18 protein-coding genes are annotated in these 18,958 nt (G+C 35.9%); 4 read left to right on the forward strand and 14 right to left on the reverse strand.

What is annotated here, in order from left to right; genetic code table 11:
* Nucleotides 1–118: 118 nt before the first annotated feature.
* The 4 genes from ACS3UD_RS06285 to ACS3UD_RS06300 form a co-directional block, all read right to left on the reverse strand.
* Nucleotides 119–763 (reverse strand): potassium channel family protein, encoded by a 645-nt coding sequence (locus ACS3UD_RS06285; protein ID WP_308137290.1) that lies wholly within the window; start codon nt 761–763, stop codon nt 119–121.
* A gap of 9 nt (nt 764–772) precedes the next feature.
* Nucleotides 773–2,161 (reverse strand): TrkH family potassium uptake protein, encoded by a 1,389-nt coding sequence (locus tag ACS3UD_RS06290; protein ID WP_308137289.1) that lies wholly within the window; start codon nt 2,159–2,161, stop codon nt 773–775.
* Nucleotides 2,162–2,325: 164 nt separating this feature from the next.
* Entirely contained in the window at nt 2,326–2,928 is a 603-nt protein-coding gene (locus ACS3UD_RS06295; RefSeq protein WP_440977741.1) for a hypothetical protein, read from the reverse strand.
* On the reverse strand, nt 2,858–3,268 hold the full coding sequence (locus ACS3UD_RS06300) for a sigma-70 family RNA polymerase sigma factor (protein WP_440977762.1): 411 nt from the start codon (nt 3,266–3,268) through the stop codon (nt 2,858–2,860). Before ACS3UD_RS06300 ends, ACS3UD_RS06295 begins: the two co-directional genes overlap by 71 nt.
* 156 nt (nt 3,269–3,424) lie before the next feature.
* Between ACS3UD_RS06300 and ACS3UD_RS06305 the strand changes: the two genes are divergently transcribed.
* Together ACS3UD_RS06305 and ACS3UD_RS06310 are read left to right on the forward strand one after the other, a co-directional pair.
* Nucleotides 3,425–3,556, forward strand: coding sequence for a sigma factor-like helix-turn-helix DNA-binding protein (locus ACS3UD_RS06305; RefSeq protein WP_440977763.1), 132 nt, complete (start codon nt 3,425–3,427; stop codon nt 3,554–3,556).
* A 271-nt stretch (nt 3,557–3,827) separates the two neighbouring features.
* The gene (locus ACS3UD_RS06310; RefSeq protein WP_440977742.1) at nt 3,828–4,346 is read left to right on the forward strand and encodes a hypothetical protein; all 519 of its coding nucleotides are present in this window, start codon (nt 3,828–3,830) and stop codon (nt 4,344–4,346) included.
* A 304-nt stretch (nt 4,347–4,650) separates the two neighbouring features.
* Here the strand turns inward: ACS3UD_RS06310 and ACS3UD_RS06315 are convergent, their stop codons facing one another.
* From ACS3UD_RS06315 to ACS3UD_RS06360, 10 genes are all read right to left on the reverse strand, one after another.
* Nucleotides 4,651–5,145, reverse strand: a complete 495-nt coding sequence (locus ACS3UD_RS06315) for an S-layer homology domain-containing protein (protein WP_308137286.1) — start codon at nt 5,143–5,145, stop codon at nt 4,651–4,653.
* 38 nt (nt 5,146–5,183) lie between these two features.
* A complete protein-coding gene (locus ACS3UD_RS06320; protein WP_308137285.1) occupies nt 5,184–6,437 on the reverse strand; it encodes a hypothetical protein in 1,254 nt (417 codons plus the stop codon).
* On the reverse strand, nt 6,434–6,910 hold the full coding sequence (locus ACS3UD_RS06325; protein ID WP_440977764.1) for an RNA polymerase sigma factor: 477 nt from the start codon (nt 6,908–6,910) through the stop codon (nt 6,434–6,436). The genes ACS3UD_RS06320 and ACS3UD_RS06325 overlap by 4 nt, the downstream gene beginning before the upstream one ends.
* Nucleotides 6,911–7,139: 229 nt before the next feature.
* Nucleotides 7,140–11,948 carry a RecQ family ATP-dependent DNA helicase gene (locus ACS3UD_RS06330; protein ID WP_308137284.1) on the reverse strand — a complete coding sequence of 1,603 codons (4,809 nt, stop codon included), beginning with the start codon at nt 11,946–11,948 and terminating at the stop codon, nt 7,140–7,142.
* A 268-nt stretch (nt 11,949–12,216) separates the two neighbouring features.
* A complete protein-coding gene (locus tag ACS3UD_RS06335; protein ID WP_308137283.1) occupies nt 12,217–12,627 on the reverse strand; it encodes a molybdenum cofactor biosynthesis protein MoaE in 411 nt (136 codons plus the stop codon).
* Between the two features lie 275 nt (nt 12,628–12,902).
* On the reverse strand, nt 12,903–13,382 hold the full coding sequence (locus ACS3UD_RS06340) for an OsmC family protein (protein ID WP_308137282.1): 480 nt from the start codon (nt 13,380–13,382) through the stop codon (nt 12,903–12,905).
* Nucleotides 13,383–13,555: 173 nt separating this feature from the next.
* Nucleotides 13,556–13,891 (reverse strand): hypothetical protein, encoded by a 336-nt coding sequence (locus ACS3UD_RS06345; protein ID WP_440977743.1) that lies wholly within the window; start codon nt 13,889–13,891, stop codon nt 13,556–13,558.
* Nucleotides 13,892–14,097: 206 nt separating this feature from the next.
* Nucleotides 14,098–14,631: a GNAT family N-acetyltransferase gene (locus ACS3UD_RS06350; protein WP_308137280.1), complete on the reverse strand. Its 534-nt coding sequence runs from the start codon at nt 14,629–14,631 to the stop codon at nt 14,098–14,100.
* A gap of 92 nt (nt 14,632–14,723) precedes the next feature.
* Nucleotides 14,724–15,200, reverse strand: a complete 477-nt coding sequence (locus tag ACS3UD_RS06355; RefSeq protein ID WP_308137279.1) for an NUDIX hydrolase — start codon at nt 15,198–15,200, stop codon at nt 14,724–14,726.
* Between the two features lie 28 nt (nt 15,201–15,228).
* Nucleotides 15,229–15,915: a hypothetical protein gene (locus ACS3UD_RS06360; RefSeq protein WP_308137278.1), complete on the reverse strand. Its 687-nt coding sequence runs from the start codon at nt 15,913–15,915 to the stop codon at nt 15,229–15,231.
* Nucleotides 15,916–16,167: 252 nt separating this feature from the next.
* Between ACS3UD_RS06360 and ACS3UD_RS06365 the strand changes: the two genes are divergently transcribed.
* Entirely contained in the window at nt 16,168–17,598 is a 1,431-nt protein-coding gene (locus ACS3UD_RS06365) for a sigma-54 interaction domain-containing protein (RefSeq protein WP_308137277.1), read from the forward strand.
* A 184-nt stretch (nt 17,599–17,782) separates the two neighbouring features.
* On the forward strand, nt 17,783–18,952 hold the full coding sequence (locus ACS3UD_RS06370) for an alanine dehydrogenase (RefSeq protein WP_308137276.1): 1,170 nt from the start codon (nt 17,783–17,785) through the stop codon (nt 18,950–18,952).
* Nucleotides 18,953–18,958: the final 6 nt, after the last annotated feature.

Here is an 18,958-nt window from a genome sequence, read left to right on the forward strand (position 1 = left end):
AGTATTCTATTTGGTTAAATATTGTAACGTAAGGTGAGAAATCCATGAGGTGGCTATTATATATAAAATGTCCCGAAGCTCATATTATTATGAGCTTCGGGACACTGTCACAACCCTATTATTTATTTTTCTCTTCTAAAGCTATTAAAATATCTTCTTTATTTATTATTCTATCCGGAGATACAGGCAGTATTAATTCTTCTCCTTGCCGTACAGCCAAAATTGTTATGTTGTGCTTCTGTCGTATATTGGCTTGTCGCAAAGATTTGTCAAGCCATTCATCAAGAGGCTTTATTTCTGTAATGGTATAGTATTCAGAGTCCTCAAGAATATCCATTATGTTGGATGCAACCATTTTTCGCGCTAACTTCGAACCCATTTCATGTTCAGGCAAAACAACCGAATCCGCACCAATGCTTTCTAATATCTTCTTCTGGCGCAGGTTTCTTGCTTTAACAATAACATGCTTCGCGCCACTTTCCTTTGCAATCATTGTAGCAATTTGAGAGGCTTCAAATTCTTCGCCCATGGCTAATATAATTACATCAAAGTTTTGCAATCCAAGATTTTTAAGGGCATTTTCATCCGAAGCATCTGCCCTCACAACGTGTGTGGCATATTCTTCAGCAAGCTTCAATTTAGCTTTGTCATTGTCACAAGCCATAATATTTACATCATATTCAGACAGGGTTTGAATAATGCTCATTCCAAAACGCCCTAATCCTAAAACAGCAAAGCTTTTATTTTTATATTTTTTTATCATTTCATCCTCCTATCCAATAATAATTCGTTCTTCCGGAAAGTTTATGCCATTTGCGCCCTCATGTAATTTTACATTAAGGGCAACAACAACGGTGACCGGACTCAAACGTCCCAGGTACATACACAAAATGAGGACGCCTTTCCCAACCGTAGAAATATTCGAAGTTACTCCAGTAGTTAATCCCACTGTACCTGTAGCTGAGCACACCTCAAACAGCAGGTCTAAAAACGAATGCTGAAATGAATTGGATGATTCAGCAAAATACAGGAGTATTGTAGACACAAGTACTACAATCAACATTGTTGTAGCAACAGTTAACGCCTTCTGCAGCAAATCAAACGGCAATGTGCGACCATAAACCTCAATCTTATTTCGTCCCTTCAGAACAGAAACCATGGAAATTATAATTATACCAATTGTTACTGTTTTCATCCCACCCGCTGTACTGGCAGAAGAGCCTCCTATCAACATAAATATACAAGATATAAACTTTGAAATTTCTCTGAGAGCTCCTTGAGAAACAGTATTAAAACCGGCTGTACGAAGTGTTACAGATTGGAATAATGCAGCCTGAACCTTTTCTAAAGCGTGTAATTTACCAAAAGTATCAGGATTTGACCATTCAAACAGCAAAAATAGCAGCATTCCTCCTATAATCAGAATGCCTGTAACAGAAAACACTATTTTGCTGTGAAGGCTCATATGTATAATTCTTAACCGGAGAGACCTTTTCTCTTTATTTCGCAGCAACTCAATAATCTCCAGCCATACTGTAAATCCAAGCCCGCCGGCTATAATAATCGTCATAACAATAAAATTTATCGGTACACTGGACTGAAAAGGAATGAAGCTGTCATTACCGATATTATCAAATCCTGCATTGCAAAAAGCAGATATTGAATGAAAAATTCCTTGAAAAGCCGCTTCTGATAATTTCATTTGCGTTTCTTTGTAAAAGGCAATCATAAGAAGCACTGCTCCTATCACTTCAATGGTAAATGTAACGGCAACCACCTTTTTTACGAGCTTTACCATTCCGCCGATGTTATCCTGATTAAAGGAAGCCTGAATTGCTTGCCTGCTTCTTAAAGATATTTGTTGCTTCATTAAAATCATTGCAACTGTCATCACTGACATAAATCCAAGAGCACCAAACTGAATCAATATTAATATTACAACTTTGCCAAATAATGTCCAGTGCTCCATAGTATTCACCACTACTAATCCGGTAACACAGTTTGCGGAAGTGGCCGTAAATAAAGCATTAATAAATCCTATACTGTTCCCTGATTTGCTTGCAATCGGTAAATTCAACAAAAATGCTCCTATAAGTATCATAAGAGCAAATCCAGCCATAATTGTCTGAGACGGTGATAAATGTTTTATTTTCTTTTTCATTTGATACCCCGATTAGTTGTCTAAAATAATATATGTTTAAAAAGCTATTACTCTTCCAATTTATGATAGCATTCATACATACCGGTGTCAACATTTCCTTTTATTGTCATTATTTTGAATATACAAATATCGCCTGTTTTCTGTCATTCCAAACTCCTTTACGATTAATCCAGTTCTATATTCCAATCTCCCAAAAGCACCGATGTTGGTGATTCAAAGTATATTGAAAATCTTTTGCCTGCATCATCTGCATCTATTGAAAGTTCAATATAGCCTGTATCCTTGTTTGGGCTTATGCTGTAGGCTGAAATTCCTCTCACACGCACACTATCCAATAATTCGTCCTCCGGTGTGCTGCATTTTAAATTGATTATCATTTCATCACCCGCACGCCTTATGTCAACTACATTTATCTCAAATTCTCCCATGGTTAATGCCTTATCTATACTTTGCTTCTCTCCGTCCTGAGGCGTAGTGATTCTTACCTTTTTTGTTTTTAAGTCTGGGTATTTTACCTTTACGTATGGCAATACGAGCTTCAATCCTTCCTTATCCGCTGTATCAAAATAGAAATCTGACATTAAGCCACCATATGATGACGGCAGAGTTGGATATGTTTTGTTCCCCATGCTGTCAATAAGGTACATGCTTCCCTCTATATCAGGTTCTGAAAACCATGCGCTTTCCAACAAGCCTTTACCAAAAGGATATCCTTCCACTGTTTTTTTCTCTGATTGATTCAACATAAACCTTGAAAACAATGACATTCTTTTCATCCATGGATAATGCTTTTAGATTCTCCATGAAAATATTTACGCTTTCTTTATTCTCGGCTTGCATTGTGTTCACATTTGATAAGTCTTCTAATGAAATTAATTTGTTTTTCCTCAGCAAATCCTTTGATTTATTTACCGTAATATTTAATATCCATGACTTGAATTTGTTCTTGTCTCTGATTTTATCCTTTGATATGTACGCCTGATATGCACTCTCCTGCACTATAACTAAAGCATCGGCCTCGTTATTGACATAGGTATAAGCTATCCTGTAAATATCTTTTTTATATTGTTTAAATAACGTTTCAAACTCTTTTTCATTTATTTTAATTTTGGTGCATCTCCTACCTAAGAAGACCTTCTTCTATATAAGACAAAATAAAATTATATCAATAAAGAAAAAACAAATATTGACTTAGAAAGCATTTCGGAGTACAGTTTATACAACCCAGAAAATGATTTCACTGAAAAATTTGGAGTTTCAGAAATAGAAGAAACCTTAAATTATATGCCAGAACCATATAAATCTATCTTGATTTACAGATATGTATATGATGAAGTCACTTACGAAGAAATAGCAATAGCTTTAAATATAAACGCTAAAAACATTCGTGTATAAAAGCTGGGATACCATAGCAACCTAGACAAAAGAAGGTTTAGGGAGAAGCTCAGATACTCAATATAGAGCAGTTTCAAGAGGAACACACAGGATTTATATGCTGGCAAAGTTTACAATAGTTCAGGAACTCTTATAGAAACCCAAGCTGCTTATTCCGTCATAAAAACTTACTAAAGTTAAAAATATTGCGTAGTATGACCTACACATTATTTTTAAAACATTTTATTAAATTATAATATATTTTTAGTAAAATATTATTTGAGGGTAAATTATGAAAAATAAGACGTTTTTCTCAATAGCTATACTTATAGTAATCATTTTACTATACTTTATGTACCGACCAATAGAAATAGAAAGGGTATATGAAGGGTTATATATTGATAAGGATATTCCCGAGGTATCAGAGAAAGTTTCAGTAAGCATTGATTGTATTGTAACGAAAAATATGCTACTTAAACCAAAAACGTTTATTGGTGATATTTCTATAAATTCTAGTCTTTTTAGAATCGAACAACCTATTCAATTTGATAAAGTGACGCGAACGTTCAGGCTGACTTTAGATGCGCATTCTGTAAATAGTGTATGGAAGTTCTATGACAGTGAAGGTATGTTTGAGCATCTTGGAGATACAGTTTATTGGTCAATTTATGTTGATGGTAAAATATCAAAGATTACTTTTATCCCTCTTTTAGAAAATAGTAGTTCTTCTGAGCGAGTTGTTGCTCCGTGCAATAATCGAGAAGAAGCAATAAATCTATCTCAGTTTTTAAATAGTGGAGGTTTTAAGTAGAGCCTGTAAGTATTTAAAAAATCTTTTTAAAAGATAATCGGGAGTGTAACAAATTGGACGTGTTGACAAATACAGTTTTAGGTGAGTGAAAATTTTATATAGCAACCCTTTTTTCTAAAAACTACTGGGAATGTGCTTAAAAACAGAAAAGCAACCGTATTTTGCAGGTCTCTCCATTGCCTTGTATTGCGGCGTTTCATATCTTTGGCGATTTTGGAAAAATGCCGGATAGAAAGCACTTGCATTGATTCTTGATTCACCATGTGAAAAACTACATTCGGTGAAGAATGGACATGTTGGACAACTACTTAGTTGAGCTTTCGGCTGCCTCTGCTCGGGTAATATTATTTTCAGGTCTGAAGGTTTCATCCTCATAGCCCTTTATATATGCTATATGATTTTCTAGCGCTTTCGTACTTTTATCTGATTCATCTTTTTCATTATAAGTTTTATATGATAATGCATATTGACTAAATCTATCTGTCTCAAATACCAGATAATTACCTTCCAATACAGTATCTAATATTTCGATAACACCTTTGTGCAATCGAATTATTTTGTAATCTCTTCCTCTACGCATATTGCTTGGAATTTCAATTTTAATTTTCACAGGATTTTGTGTGTTTACAAGTAAAGTTTCCGTATTGTTAGTAATATTCTTTAATTTAAGTTCAATATCAAGATACATTGCTATGCTTTGATCTTCTAAAAAATTTTCAATTCCAAGCCTTTGGCTTCCGTTTATAGTATTTCCGTTATCTGTTATATTAAGCTCCAGTTCCATCGTCAATGGCTTCATTATCTTGGTACTTAATTATCTTATACTTTGTTCAAATATTAATCTAATTCTATATTCCAATCTCCCAGAAGCACCGATGTTGGTGATTCAAAGTATATTGAAAATCTTTTGCCTGCATCATCTGCATCTATTGAAAGTTCAATATAGCCTGTATCCTTGTTTTGACTCATACCGTAACCTGAACTCCCTCTCACACGCACACTGTCCAATAATTCATCCTCTGGTGAGGTGCTTTTTAAATTGATTAATAGTTCATTTCCATCACGTCTTACGTCAACTACATTTATCTCAAATTCTCCCATGGCTAATGCCTTATCTATACTTTGTTTCTCTCCATCCTGAGGCGTAGTGATTCTTACCTTTTTTGTTTTTAAGCCTGGGTATTTTACCTTTACATATGGCAATACAAGCTTCAATCCTTCCTTATCTGCTGTATCAAAATAGAAATCTGACATTAAGCCACCATAGGATGACGGCAGAGTTGGATATGTTTTGTTCCCCATGCTGTCAATAAGGTACATGCTTCCCTCTATATTGGGTTCTGAAAGCCATACGCTTTCCAACAAGCTTTTATCAAAAGAATATTCTTCAACTGTTTTTTCCTCTGATTGATTCAACAAGCTAATCATCAGCTTATCTTCCATTGGTTTTTTGACAGCCACTATGTCGATTCCCTTATCACTTGCATGGTTGCCAAGCTGTAAAAAGTCTTCAACCTCAGTTGTTTTTTCCAAGGTAAAAGGGATTTCCAAGTCTCCAATTAGAAGAGAATATTTTTCCTCCTCACCATCCACCTCGAAATAATAATCTCCCTGCCAAAGCTCTGACCCTCTGCCTATGCTCCAATTTCCCGTGTGTATAATATTACCCTTTTTATCCTTTAACAGCACTTCATATCCTTTATTAAATATATAATTACCCCTAACCGAAATATTGAAATGCTTACCTACTTTGGAAGCTGCCGTTATTTCTACAAAATCATCGCCTTTCTCATACAATACCGGCTCCTGAAGTGCCAGCACACTTCCTTTTTCCTTGTCTATCAAGACATTGTATCCGGGAACGTATTGCAATGCCCGTTTGATTGCTGCTTCAACCTTATCTGGTCCCACTATAATTACTGAGCTTATAATTATAGCCAAAGAGGCTGCAACTGCTGTAAATAATTTTAAGCGTCTGATCTTTTTTGAGCTTTGCTGAATTTTAGCCTTTTTAAATCCTAATTCTATGCTTTCATCCAATCCGTCAGGGATGGGAATGCTGTTCAACATACCATCAAGCTTATCTGTCATACTAACCCCTCCTCTATCTTTAGCTTTTCCAATGCCCTGTAGTATTTACTTTTAACCGTACTTATGGGAATTTTCAACTCATCGGAAATCATTTCAAATGTGTATTCAAAATAAACCTTGAGAACAATGACATTCTTTTCATCCATTGATAATACTTTTAGATTCTCCATGAAAATATTTACGCTTTCTTTATCCTCGGCTTGCATTGTGTTCACATTTGATAAGTCTTCTAATGAAATTAATTTATTTTTCCTGAGCAAATCCTTTGATTTATTTACCGCAATTTTTAATATCCATGACTTGAATTTGTTCTTGTCTCTGATTTTATCCTTTGATATGTACGCCTGATATGCACTCTCCTGCACTATATCTAAAGCATCGGCCTCGTTATTGACATAGGTATAAGCTATCCTGTAAATATCATTTTTATATTGCTTAAATAACGTTTCAAACTCTTTTTCATTTATTTTAATTTTGGTGCACCTCCTACCTAAGAAGACCTTCTATACATAAGACGAAATAAAATCAAAAACAGTCTCAATTAAATTTAATTTATTCTGCCAATTTTAAATTAAAACCGGGTTTGCGCACAACTGAATGCAAACTCGGTTCTAATAATCTTTGATATAATCGTATAAGCAAAAACAATCATTTTCTACCTATATAAATATGCCCTTACATCTATATCGCCTATCTATGTTTCTAATAAGAACCTTGCCCTCCATTCAAATTATCCTTAACAAACTCAAGTTGAGGAAGTACTATCAGTGTTTCGTCCTCGCGGTCTTCCTGCTTCCAGTATAATATGTGGTTTACTTTTGCGGACAAGGGTTTATATCCCCTGTCTGTGAATTTTCTCATTTCCTCTCTGAATTTTCCGGAGAAAATGATAACCCTGTTTCCTCTTTCATCCATGCACCCATTTTCATCAAACTTCATAACATCTCCGCTGTTTAATGCTTCAACATATCTTCTTGTTTTATAAAAATGAGATAGGAACACATCCTTGTATTTAAGCTGAAGCACTATAAGCTCAGAGGGCGGATACTCATTGTTATCGTGCTCATATGTAAATCCTCTCCTAATCATGTCTAAAAATCCTGTTTTCCTTTCAAGGTAGCTTCCGTTATAATGAATGGATAGAGTCTTTCTTGCTCTTGTCATACCTACGTAAAGTTGTCTCTTTACCTCCTCGGAATCAGGAATCATATCCTTCAGCATCATGATTACATGGTCGAATTCCCTGCCCTTGGATTTATGGATTGTTGAAACGGTTATTCTTTCCTCATTTCTGTAAAAATCTTCTTCAGAAGACTCCTTAATGAAAAGCAGAAAATCTGTCTTGTATTTGATTTTGCCAGCGGTGTATTCAAAATCCTCAATTATTTGCTTTAAGAGCTCAAGATTTTCACTTATTTTAAACCTTTCAAACGTCTTTCTTTTGGCATACTCCCATACCTCATCCCTTATTACGTGTGTTTCACCTGTTAATTTTAATTCATCCATAAAACTTCGTACTTCAATGAGATTTCTTAGCTCATATTTTTCTCCGCGCTGAATCATCCCCGCTTTTATACCGTTTCTATCAAGCAAAGAAAATATCTGAAGTGCTTCTTCATTCGTTTTTGCAAGAATGCAGGTTGATCCGTATATTCCTTTACTCACAAGCCTGCTTACCAAGGGCACAATTAAATTGCCATCCTTATATTGCACTATCCCAACACTTCCCTTTTCCTTTGAAGCGGCTGAAATAGGTGTTTTTTTGAGACGGTTATCCATAGTCCTTACAAAATCATTACTGAAATCAACAATGCTTCTGCTGCTCCTGTAATTTTCCACAAGCTCATACAGCCTTGAATTTTCCATATTTAAAATATTGCTCATATATTTTGAATCGGAACCCCTGAAGGAATATATATTCTGATCATCATCTCCGACTGCTATTAATCTCATGTCATCATTTTTTGCTATAAGTGCATTTACAAGCCTGTACTCATTCTTGTCCATGTCCTGAGCCTCGTCTATTACAAACACAAGCTTGGTTATTTTTGAAGGTTCAACCTCTCCGCTCTCTATGGCTGTGGCTGCCCGACTTATTATGTCAGCGGACTTTTCCACATTTCCTACCTGCCCAAGCAGGTCGAAGCAATAGGAATGAAATGTTTTTATTTCAACGTAATTTGCTGCGCTTCCTATAAGCTCCGTCAATCTTTTTTTGAATTCCGTAGCTGCGGCTCTTGAGAATGTAATCATCAGAAGCTGCTCATGCTTCACATCCTCCATGAGCAAAAGTGAAGCAAGCTTGTGAACAAGTATTCTTGTTTTTCCACTTCCCGGTCCTGCAGCTACCACTATGTATTTTGACTCCTTGTCGTTTATGATACTCAGCTGTGCAGGTGAAAGCTGTCCGAACAGCTGCCTGAATTTTTCGGGTGATATGTTTTGCTGTATTTCATCGCCCTTGGGCCCTTTGAAATATTTTTTCAGAAATGAACTGTATTCTAGACGGAAATAGTCATCCACAAAACGCAAGGCAGCCTTGTAGTCTTCCAGCATCTTTCTTGCATACTCACCGACTATGTGTATCATTTCCGTTTTTTGCTTGTAGTAATTCTTGAGATTTTTATAATCCTCTGTTTTGTACCTTATTTTGTTATCTTTCACAAGCCTTTCGATGCTGAAGGCGTTGTATGTTACAAGGAATCCTCCATCCAGCTTTAATGCGCCTATTTTGGAAAGATAGTATATAGAATCCTCGATTTGATGCGGAGTTGCACTTTTATTCATAAGCTGCATGTGAAAGTTGTATTCCTCCATAAGCTCAAGTACCGAAAATTCCACTGTTGATTCTTTTTTCGCATTAATTTCGTCAAGGTACTTCAATATGAATTCAGCAATACGCCATCTATCTTCTAATTCCTCTAAAGCCTTTGAATTTTCTTTAGTAAGCATAATTTTAATAAAGTTTTTGTTACGAGGTGATGTATTCCTTTTTATGAGCCCTTTCACATTCCAGAAATTCAATATCGTCTTAATTTTATCAGTATTAGGCTTCTTCACACCTTTTTCTACTGCAAGTTCATTCAACTCCTTTATGTTTTTAACAGATTGTGTCTGGGAAATCTGAGAAAGGATGAATCGCTCCAGCTCCATATATCCTAAAAGAATACCCGCAGGCTTGTTTCCGAAGCCGCTTTCCTCCGCATATGCCGTAAGGTCCTTTGCATCGGATAAAATTCCGGCTTGACGCATAAGCTGTATTATGTGAAGCACCTGGGCCTTTTCTATTCCAAGACGGTCGGAAATATAATCAACCCGAGCCTCAGCCTCCTGCTCGTTACCCCTGCTGCGGCTTCTTGCAGAAATAAGCTTATTTATTATCCTTATGGCCTGCTCTTCCTCTTTCTCATTAAAAAGTCCCGAGTTTCTTATTTTTACCGCAGCCTCTGCAGAATTTCTCGCCATTATGCTGTCCGCATACACCCTTGGCATATTCTGTCCGCGCTTAATATATCCTGCATTTTCCAGCGCAGCAATTGCTGTTTTCACTCTTGTTTCAATATCATTTACACCGTCGTCCCAGCCTGCGTCCCTAGCTATTTCAAGCGCCGAATTTGACATGCGCGCCCTTGTTCTTGTGGCACCCTTTATGGCCTTCCACACCTGCTGAATTTCCTGTATACTTATTTTTGTCTGGTTTAAAAGCAGAAAATGCTTGTTTAAATCCTCGTCATTGAACAACACAAAGCACTGGGCATTTATATTCTGATCTCTGCCTGCCCTGCCTGCTTCCTGGACATAGTTTTCAAGTGAATCTGAGATGTCGTAGTGGATTACCATTCCCACATCCTTTTTATCCACACCCATTCCAAAAGCCGAGGTAGCAACCATTATATCCACCTCGCCTCTTGTAAAGTCATCCTGGTTTTTGCTTTTTTCTGTTTTATCCATACGTCCGTTGTATGCTCTTGCCGAATACCCGTCCTGAGTCAGTCTCTGGGCAAGGTCCAGGGATTTCTTTGTTCTGGAAACATATATTATCGTAGGGCAGTTATTATATTCAAGCAGGCTTCTCACAGCCTCATATTTTTCCGACTCTTCCTTTTTTATTACCTTGTATGTGAGGTTTTTCCTTTCGGAGCTCGCGGTAAAAAGCTTAAGCTCCAAATTGAGATTTTTCTTGAAATACTCTCGTATGTCGTCTATTACATTCTGCTTTGCTGTCGCGGTAAAACAGGAAACCGGTATCATATATCCCAGGTTTTTCTTTTCGCAGATTTTCTTTATAAACTCCGCTATATAAAGGTAATCTACCCTGAAATCCTGTCCCCATGCCGAAAAACAATGTGCCTCATCTATTACGAAGCGTGCAATTTTACGGTCCTGCAAGAGCTTTTCTATGGATTTTGATCTCAGTGATTCCGGCGAAATATACAGTATGTGGGCTTCTCCGATTTCAACCCTCCTGATCGCCTCCATTCTTTCTATAGGGTCAAGAAGCCCGTTGATTGTCACAGCATCGGTGATATTGTTCTTTTCCAGGTTATCAACCTGATCCTTCATAAGAGACTGCAGAGGAGATATTACCACTGTAAGAGACTTGGTATTCTTTCCTGCCATGAGGGCCGGGACCTGAAATGTAATTGATTTCCCTCCGCCGGTAGGAAAAACCGCAAGCAATGAATCTCCACCCACAGCAGTTTTCACAGCCTGCTCCTGCAAAGGAACACCGTCAAATTTTCTGTAAGCATCATAGCCGAAGAATCTCTTGAGCCCTCTGACAGCATCCATCATTTCATCGCAGAACACACAGCCTTCCGCACATATTGTACCTCTCAATTTGTTCATTACAGAATCAACAAAAGGATACCTCATGAGTATCCACGGAGGGGTTATGGAATATTCGTCATCTGCATATATGAGAGATAAGCAGTAGGCAAGCTCAGTACCATGTGCTCGCATAAGCTGCTCAATATCGGCATGCTCGCATATCTTCCCGTGAAAACACTCTCTTATTTCAACCTCTCCCAATGATTTATCGCACTTATATCCGATATATGAGAAGAAATCCCGGAACTCCTGCTTATCATCCAGCAATATGAAGTATATACGCTTAATTTCATCCGGAAGCGACCTGAATTCCTCAACCTCATCATAAAACAAGTCTCTTGCCTTTTTTGAATCGTTCAGAGGATTATTAAGCTCATCTGTCTGAAGCTTGTCATCCTTTACGAGCGCATGATATGGTTTTTGAGGAAATAAAAGGGCAGAGAGATGCAGGGTATCAATAACACCCATGCAGCTGAACTGCCCGATATATTTATTTAAATATTTCATATCATGATATATAATATTATGTCCGCACAAAAAATCAGATTCCCTGAGAAATCTTCTGACAGCATCCAAAGAAGCATCATGCATGCTCTCACCACTTGACCTTATAGCTCCGAAATCAGCTATTTTCCCTGTTTCCGGCACAACTTCCGCATCTATAAATGTAATCGCTCTCATAATTATGACCCGCTTCAAACATATTATCTGACATTTTAATCCATTATATACCATGAAGTGCGTATTTTCAATAGGTAAAGAGTATTTATACGCATCTTCCTTATACTATATATCAAATATTTCAGCAAGAAATGCATTACCGCATACCATAGTTGTATATATGAATCATAATATAGTCTTTTTTGCTTAAATACCTTAGTTAATCCCAACTTAATTATTTCTCATCAAATATCTTATAATATAATCAACATCTTCAGAGTTAAATGCCCTAATATTTTTGTTCGATTTCAGTAACACATTCGCTTTTAATTTTTCCTACCAAAAATTGCAGGGCATCAATAACATGCGTCCTGATGTCGCCGCCTATCAGCACATACATTATATCATCACCCAGCTCAAGATGTCCTTCATTAAGCCAGACCCTGATATGAAAGATACCTTCCATCTTATAGGTTTCGGCAATTGCTGCATCAACCTTTGCCGCATCGTATGCAAATTCCATTCCTTTTACTAATGACCCGTCGTCAACACCCTGTCGCACCTTGAGTTTGGGCGTTTGACGCACAACGCCGTTATGGACCAGAAACATCCCTTCCTGTAAAGCCGCCAAATCATTTTTTGCTTCTTTGAGCCATTCGTCAACAGACGGTGATTGTTTTTTCAAGTTTTCATTAATCATATACTAATACTCTCCCTATAAATTAATTGCAAATCAGATAAATCAAAAACAATATATCCGCTTCATATATTGTGTAATTATATCTCTATCAGATCATACCGGACAGAAATCCTATCACTAAGGCTTTGCCCGTTCTGACATAGAGCCACGTGTAATATTTACAAGTAATATTTACAGTATATACTCATTCGCCTGCATTTTCTATATAATTTTATTGTTATTACAATTCTTTATTCCATCACATTTCAGCAAAACGTCCCCCCGGCTTTCTTTTCTTAAACTCTGGTAAGATTTTTAGCTCCGTTAATTACAACATTTAATTCAGGCGTTCTTTCAATTGTATCTTTCATCGGACAGCGGCTTTCTACAAAATCAACAAATTTTTCAATCTCTTCTTTTGTATTATTTGCATCAATAAACCACTTTGTAGTTATTTTCCTGAATCCGACTCTTAAATCCACATTTGCATTATTGCCTTGAATCATGTTCTGCAGCGCATCAGTGTCAATTTCACCTTCCATTTCTATTTGTATGTCACCCAGATGAATATTGCATCTTTCATAGGTCATTTTGGCAACCATATATTTACAGCCGGCCAAAGCATTCAGCAACGCTTCTCCTGGATTCATCCCTCCGTTTGATCCCCCCATTTCTTCAGGTTCATCCAAGATAAATGATTTGTTTCTTGCCGTACATTCAACCTTGTATGTTCCGCCGGCAGATCTTATTTCAGTTTTTAGTGTTTTAATTCCCATTAAATTACCTCCAATTAATTTATATAGCTTAGTATAATAAAAAGGTAAATTAATTATTCAAGTCACTTTTATTTCCCCGGACGATACACTCAATCTTATAAACTATTCTGATTTACCCATTCCAAACATCATTGAGTTTTGATAGTGTCAAGTTACTTTCTGAAAATAAAAGCTTAAATCCCCTTAGTAAAATTAAGCACTTGCTTTCCACGAATCTCTCCCAATGATTTATCGCACTTATATTCAACATATGAGAAGAAATCTCGGAACTCCTGCTTATCTCCCAGCAATATGAAGTATATATGCTTTATTTCATCTGGAAGCGATCTGAATTCTTCAACCTCATCATAGAAAAGATCTCTTGCCTTCTTGGAATCATTCAGATGGTTATTGAGCTCATCTATCTGAAGCTTATCGTCCTTTACCAGTGCATGGTACGGTCTAAGGGCAGACAGAGGCAAGGTGTCAATAACACCTGCACAACTGAACTGCCCTATATTTTTATTCAAATATTTCATATCCTAATCTATAATAATAGCTCCGAAATCAGCTATTTTACCTGTTTCATGTACTACTTCTGTATAATACCCCGCTGCCCACAACTATTATCAAAACCATTTCATTCTAAAAGTTGTATTATTTTTACATATTAATTATATATATCCAGTGCTGAACAATCAAACAATATTAATATATAGTGTTATAATCAGAATTTTTATTTGCAATACTCTTTCTTCAATATATCCATATAAACATCATCATAAAATTTGCCTTTCAAATAATATGACTCTCTTCTTCGCCCAATTTCTTTAAACCCTACTTTCTTATAGCAACTTATTGCTCTTTCGTTAAATGAAAACACCTTCAGCATTATATTGTTTAAATTTAAGTAGTCAAATCCGTAACTTACCAATAAATCAAGCGCATCCTGTCCGTATCCTTTGCTGCGATTTTCTTCATCTCCTATGAACAGTCCTACTTCTGCACATTGCCTAAGCTGCATGATTCCATGAAACCCACAGTTTCCTATTAGCTTATCATCTTCAAGCCTTATTATTGCAAACTGATATCCGCTTGTGTTTTTTGATAACCATTCCTTCTCACTTTCAAGGGAAACAGTGGCACTTGATGTTCCTATTCCGTCCGTTACATTGAAATCATTAAGCCACTTAACATAAATTTCCGCATCATCGATGTTTATAGGTGATAAATAAACTTTACTTCCTTCCAACTTTTTAAAATACTTCATTCTCTACCTCCGCATAATTACAAATAAATATTACCATGCTCTTCACTCCTATCTACTCTGCTGTCACAGTTTTAATGTTTTTTGCTTTATCACTATAACGGATTTTCACTAACAGATATTATATTATTATCAACTTTGCTTAGCAGCTCTTCCTCTACTTTTTTAATTAATAGAGTCTGAATGTTCGGATATGTTAATTTTGATGGAAGTTTATCAAACATACACACCTTTTCCATTTCTGATTCTGGAATACTTTCTAATGATTTTACATCTGCATAGCACAGCATCCCGAAGGCTTCTTCACCGCTGTCATTCAACATATTTTTACCTGTCATAGAATATACGCACACTGGTATTAAATCAAATTCACTTGCTCCTGTTTCTTCAAGCAGCTCTCTTTTAGCGGTATCCATAATTCCCTCATTTTCTTCTCTGTATCCGCCAGCAACTTCATATGTGTCCTTGCCCTTGTGCTTACAAAAAATCCATTTACCTTTGTACCTTGCAACAATCACAGCAAACTTTAATAATTCATCATCAATATCTTCGTAAAATTTAATTTCTACCATAAGAACACCTACTTAATTATTTATATATTTACTTGCTTATAAATCTAATAGTATCTTCAATAATTTTACTGGTTTTTTCTCCTTCGTTAAATGCATCAAACCCGTGCTCCCCTTCCGGGTGCATGTTGAATTCTACTTCACAACCTAAATTTTTCGCTTCTTTAATGAAATAATCATTACAGTTAGGACTATATATATCATCCAAATAACCCATTACAATTAAAAATTTAGGTAATCTTTCAGGATCCATAATTTTAATAATGCTCTCATCTATTTTGCCATAATAAACTACTATTTTATTTATAAATCCTGTATTTATTTCAATAACGTTTTTAACACCGATTTCTACTCCTGAAGAAAACGCAAGAAAATTTATATTGTTGATATTAAGCATCAAATCATTGTAATTATTACTGATAAAATTTACAAAATCTTTTATATCCTGCGGGTTATCTTCTGGTCTCCAATTAAAAACAACAGCATTAAATCCTGATGCCGCTAACACCTTACCCCATGATTGAAAAAGTTGAACATCCTTAATGCTTTTAATTGAAGAGCTCCCATGAATTAAAGCAACAGTTGGAATATCAGAAATCTTAGAATTATTTGAATAATAGATATCAAATTTTAAAACTGCTCCGTCACTGCCCTTATAAACAATATCCTTCCTTGTCTTTACCTCATCCATACCAGGACGCGTGTATAATAAATCCACAATTTTACCCCCTCATAAGTAATAATTACTATGAATATTCAATTATAAATTGTTTAATTATAACACTAATGTTAAGCTGGCACAATATGGAATATTTATTTATATCAAAAAAATTATTCCATATAATGTTAATTTAAAAATTAGACAGACAAAAAGGTAAAAATAAGGTAAAATGAAACTGTTGAAAATAAAAAGCCCGATAGAGCATTTTTTTGTATTCATATAAATATAAATGTGTATAGAGGTAGTACTATGGAACTTATGAAAAATATATTTAATAATAGGAGATATATTGACGGAATAACAATAATTGACCTAAATGGGGAGATTCTTTTTACTGCAAAATTTAATAATAAGCTCAACTCTGATGCAGATGAAAATTATGAAGTTGTAGGGAAGAAATTTCTTGATATTTATGAAGGCCTTGATGAAAGCAACAGTTCTACATATCAGTCAATGATTCATGGCGTTCCTTTTTATGTAGAAAACCAACAGCTTAAAGCTAAGGGAATGCCTTCAATACAGATTACTTCACTATCTATTCCAATAAAGTCAAGTAACAAGATTGTAGGTGCGATAGACCTGTCTGTAAGCGAATTTGAAGATAAACACGGGGACAATATTGAAATCGATTCGAATATGTATGAGAAGCATCAAAAATCAATGATGGATGCCGCTACATTTGGAAATAACACTGTTGACAAGCTGGAAGTCCATGTCAACAGAGCATACCACTTCACAGAAGATATAATATCTAACAATCAAAAAATGAAAGAGTTAAAAAGATATATTAAAGTAGCTGCCGGATGCAATTTGCCTACTTTAATATATGGTGAAACTGGAACTGGAAAAGAACTTTTTGCCCATGCTATTCACAATGAAAGTGACCGTAAAAATAATCCTTTTATTGTTCAGAATTGCGCGGCCATACCTGATAATCTTTTGGAAAGCATATTGTTCGGAACCGCAAAAGGGGCGTTTACGGGAGCAGTTGATAATACCGGACTTTTGGAACTTGCCGATGGAGGTACTATTTTTTTGGACGAAATAAACTCTATGCCTCAGCACCTTCAGTCCAAACTGCTGCGAGTACTGCAGGACAAAACATTCCGCAGAATAGGCTCTAAAGAAGAAAAAACTGTGAATATAAAAATTATAGCAGCTATTAACAAGGACCCCGCAAAGGCTATTGAGGATGGCTCCCTCAGAAAGGATATTTATTACAGACTAAGTGCCATAAGCTTCAATATTCCGCCTCTAAAAGACAGAAAAGATGATATACCTCTGCTGACAAATTATATTATTTCAAAATATAACAGTGTCTTCAAAAAAAAGATTAAGTATGTAACAAACAATTTGTACAAGAAACTTGAAGAATATGAGTGGCCGGGAAATGTTAGAGAACTGGAGAATATCGTTATATATGGCCTCAGCATGGTAGACTCTTCGGAAGAAACATTGAGATTTGCCGATATAGAACCTAAATATAATCAGCTTATGAATTTGCATATAAATGAACATACAAAAATAGAACCACTAACAGATATGGTTAATCAATATGAAAAGTCAATAATTGAAAATGTTTTGGAAAGCACAAGCTTTAATATTACAAAAGCTGCAGGCATTTTAAATGTCCCGAGGCAGACATTGCAAAGAAAAATAAAAAAATACGGCATTATATAGCGCCCAAAAATGATGTGCACAACGCTCATTTATGGGCGTTTTTTATTGCGATTATTTTTATCTAAAATCCCCAAAAGCTTCTTACGTTGAAATTTAACAGTTTATAAAAAAATTAAATAATTATATTGTTGGCATGCTTATTGCTGAACTAATAATTAAAATACTTTTTAAGGAGGCAAAAATTTTGATTTTTGGCGTATTGAAAGACATAAAACAGGGAGAATGCAGAGTAATAGCCACGCCATCAGAGGTTGCGACTATAGTTGAAGACGGACATAAAGTGCTTGTGCAGAGAAACGCAGGTACAGGAGCAGGTTTTTGTGATGAGGAATATGAAGATGTAGGAGCTGAAATGGTTGATACCATGGAGGAAATATACCAAAAATCCGATTTGGTTGCAAAGGTTAAAGAAATAGAACCGATGGAATATGGACTTTTGAAAGAAAATCAAGTAATATTTACTTGCATACATCCTGCAGCCCACAAAGAAGAGGTTCAGGCATTGCTTGATAAAAAAGTTATCTCGTTTACGGCAGAGGATTCTCACAGATATGGCTCTCCTAATTGCGAAGCCGCCGGAAAACAAGGAGCGCTTATGGGACTCGAATCGCTTTTATCTATTAACGGAGGTAAAGGTAAATTTGTAAGCGGACTTGCCGGAGCTCCTGGTATAAAGGTACTGATACTTGGAGGCGGTATAGTAGGAAAAAATTCGCTTCAGGTTCTTCAATCTCTGGGAGCATGGGTAACAGTTATGGATGTAAATATTGCAACCCTTCGTGAAATAGGTAAAATGTACAGCGAAAAGGTAAATACTCAGATATCAACAAAGTACAATATTAAAAAGCTCCTGCCTGATATGGACCTTGTTATTAACTGCGTTAAATGGCCAAAAGGCAGCAAGGAATTTTTAATTGACAGAGAAATGGTAAAATCTATGCAGAAAGGTTCGGTTATTGTAGATATAAGTAATGACTATGGAGTGATAGAAACCTTTAGAGAAACGACTCACGAAAATCCAAGATATATCGAAGAGGGAGTAGTACATTATTGTGTAAGTAATATTCCGGGAGCCATTGCAAACTCTACCTCAGTTGCTTATGCTGCTTCAGTGCTTCCCCATATCAGAAGCATACTGAATAATGGAATAGAAAAGGCCTGTATCAAGGATGGATTTCTTAGAAGAAGCATGACTACTTATAAAGGATACCTTACTCATGAGGAAACCAGCGCTCTGCAAAACAGACCGTGGATATCTCCGGAGGAAGTACTTAACATTTCAAATGAAAAACTTGATCCGGCACCGCCGGCTACAATTACAAGATCAAATAATAAATTGAGTATAGGAGGTTAATGTAAA

The organism is Sedimentibacter sp. LTW-03 (assembly GCF_052059825.1).
Taxonomy (GTDB): domain Bacteria; phylum Bacillota; class Clostridia; order Tissierellales; family Sedimentibacteraceae; genus Sedimentibacter.

What these genes read in the sequence shown, in the direction of transcription:
- ACS3UD_RS06350 (WP_308137280.1), bottom strand. Translation starts at nt 14,631, where the DNA reads ATGAAGTATTTTAAAAAGTTGGAAGGAAGTAAAGTTTATTTATCACCT.
- ACS3UD_RS06330 (WP_308137284.1), bottom strand. Translation starts at nt 11,948, where the DNA reads ATGAGAGCGATTACATTTATAGATGCGGAAGTTGTGCCGGAAACAGGG.
- ACS3UD_RS06295 (WP_440977741.1), bottom strand. Translation starts at nt 2,928, where the DNA reads ATGTCATTGTTTTCAAGGTTTATGTTGAATCAATCAGAGAAAAAAACA.
- ACS3UD_RS06290 (WP_308137289.1), bottom strand. Translation starts at nt 2,161, where the DNA reads ATGAAAAAGAAAATAAAACATTTATCACCGTCTCAGACAATTATGGCT.
- ACS3UD_RS06320 (WP_308137285.1), bottom strand. Translation starts at nt 6,437, where the DNA reads ATGACAGATAAGCTTGATGGTATGTTGAACAGCATTCCCATCCCTGAC.
- ACS3UD_RS06340 (WP_308137282.1), bottom strand. Translation starts at nt 13,382, where the DNA reads ATGGGAATTAAAACACTAAAAACTGAAATAAGATCTGCCGGCGGAACA.
- ACS3UD_RS06315 (WP_308137286.1), bottom strand. Translation starts at nt 5,145, where the DNA reads ATGAAGCCATTGACGATGGAACTGGAGCTTAATATAACAGATAACGGA.
- ACS3UD_RS06355 (WP_308137279.1), bottom strand. Translation starts at nt 15,200, where the DNA reads ATGGTAGAAATTAAATTTTACGAAGATATTGATGATGAATTATTAAAG.
- ACS3UD_RS06285 (WP_308137290.1), bottom strand. Translation starts at nt 763, where the DNA reads ATGATAAAAAAATATAAAAATAAAAGCTTTGCTGTTTTAGGATTAGGG.
- ACS3UD_RS06310 (WP_440977742.1), top strand. Translation starts at nt 3,828, where the DNA reads ATGAAAAATAAGACGTTTTTCTCAATAGCTATACTTATAGTAATCATT.
- ACS3UD_RS06335 (WP_308137283.1), bottom strand. Translation starts at nt 12,627, where the DNA reads ATGATTAATGAAAACTTGAAAAAACAATCACCGTCTGTTGACGAATGG.
- ACS3UD_RS06365 (WP_308137277.1), top strand. Translation starts at nt 16,168, where the DNA reads ATGGAACTTATGAAAAATATATTTAATAATAGGAGATATATTGACGGA.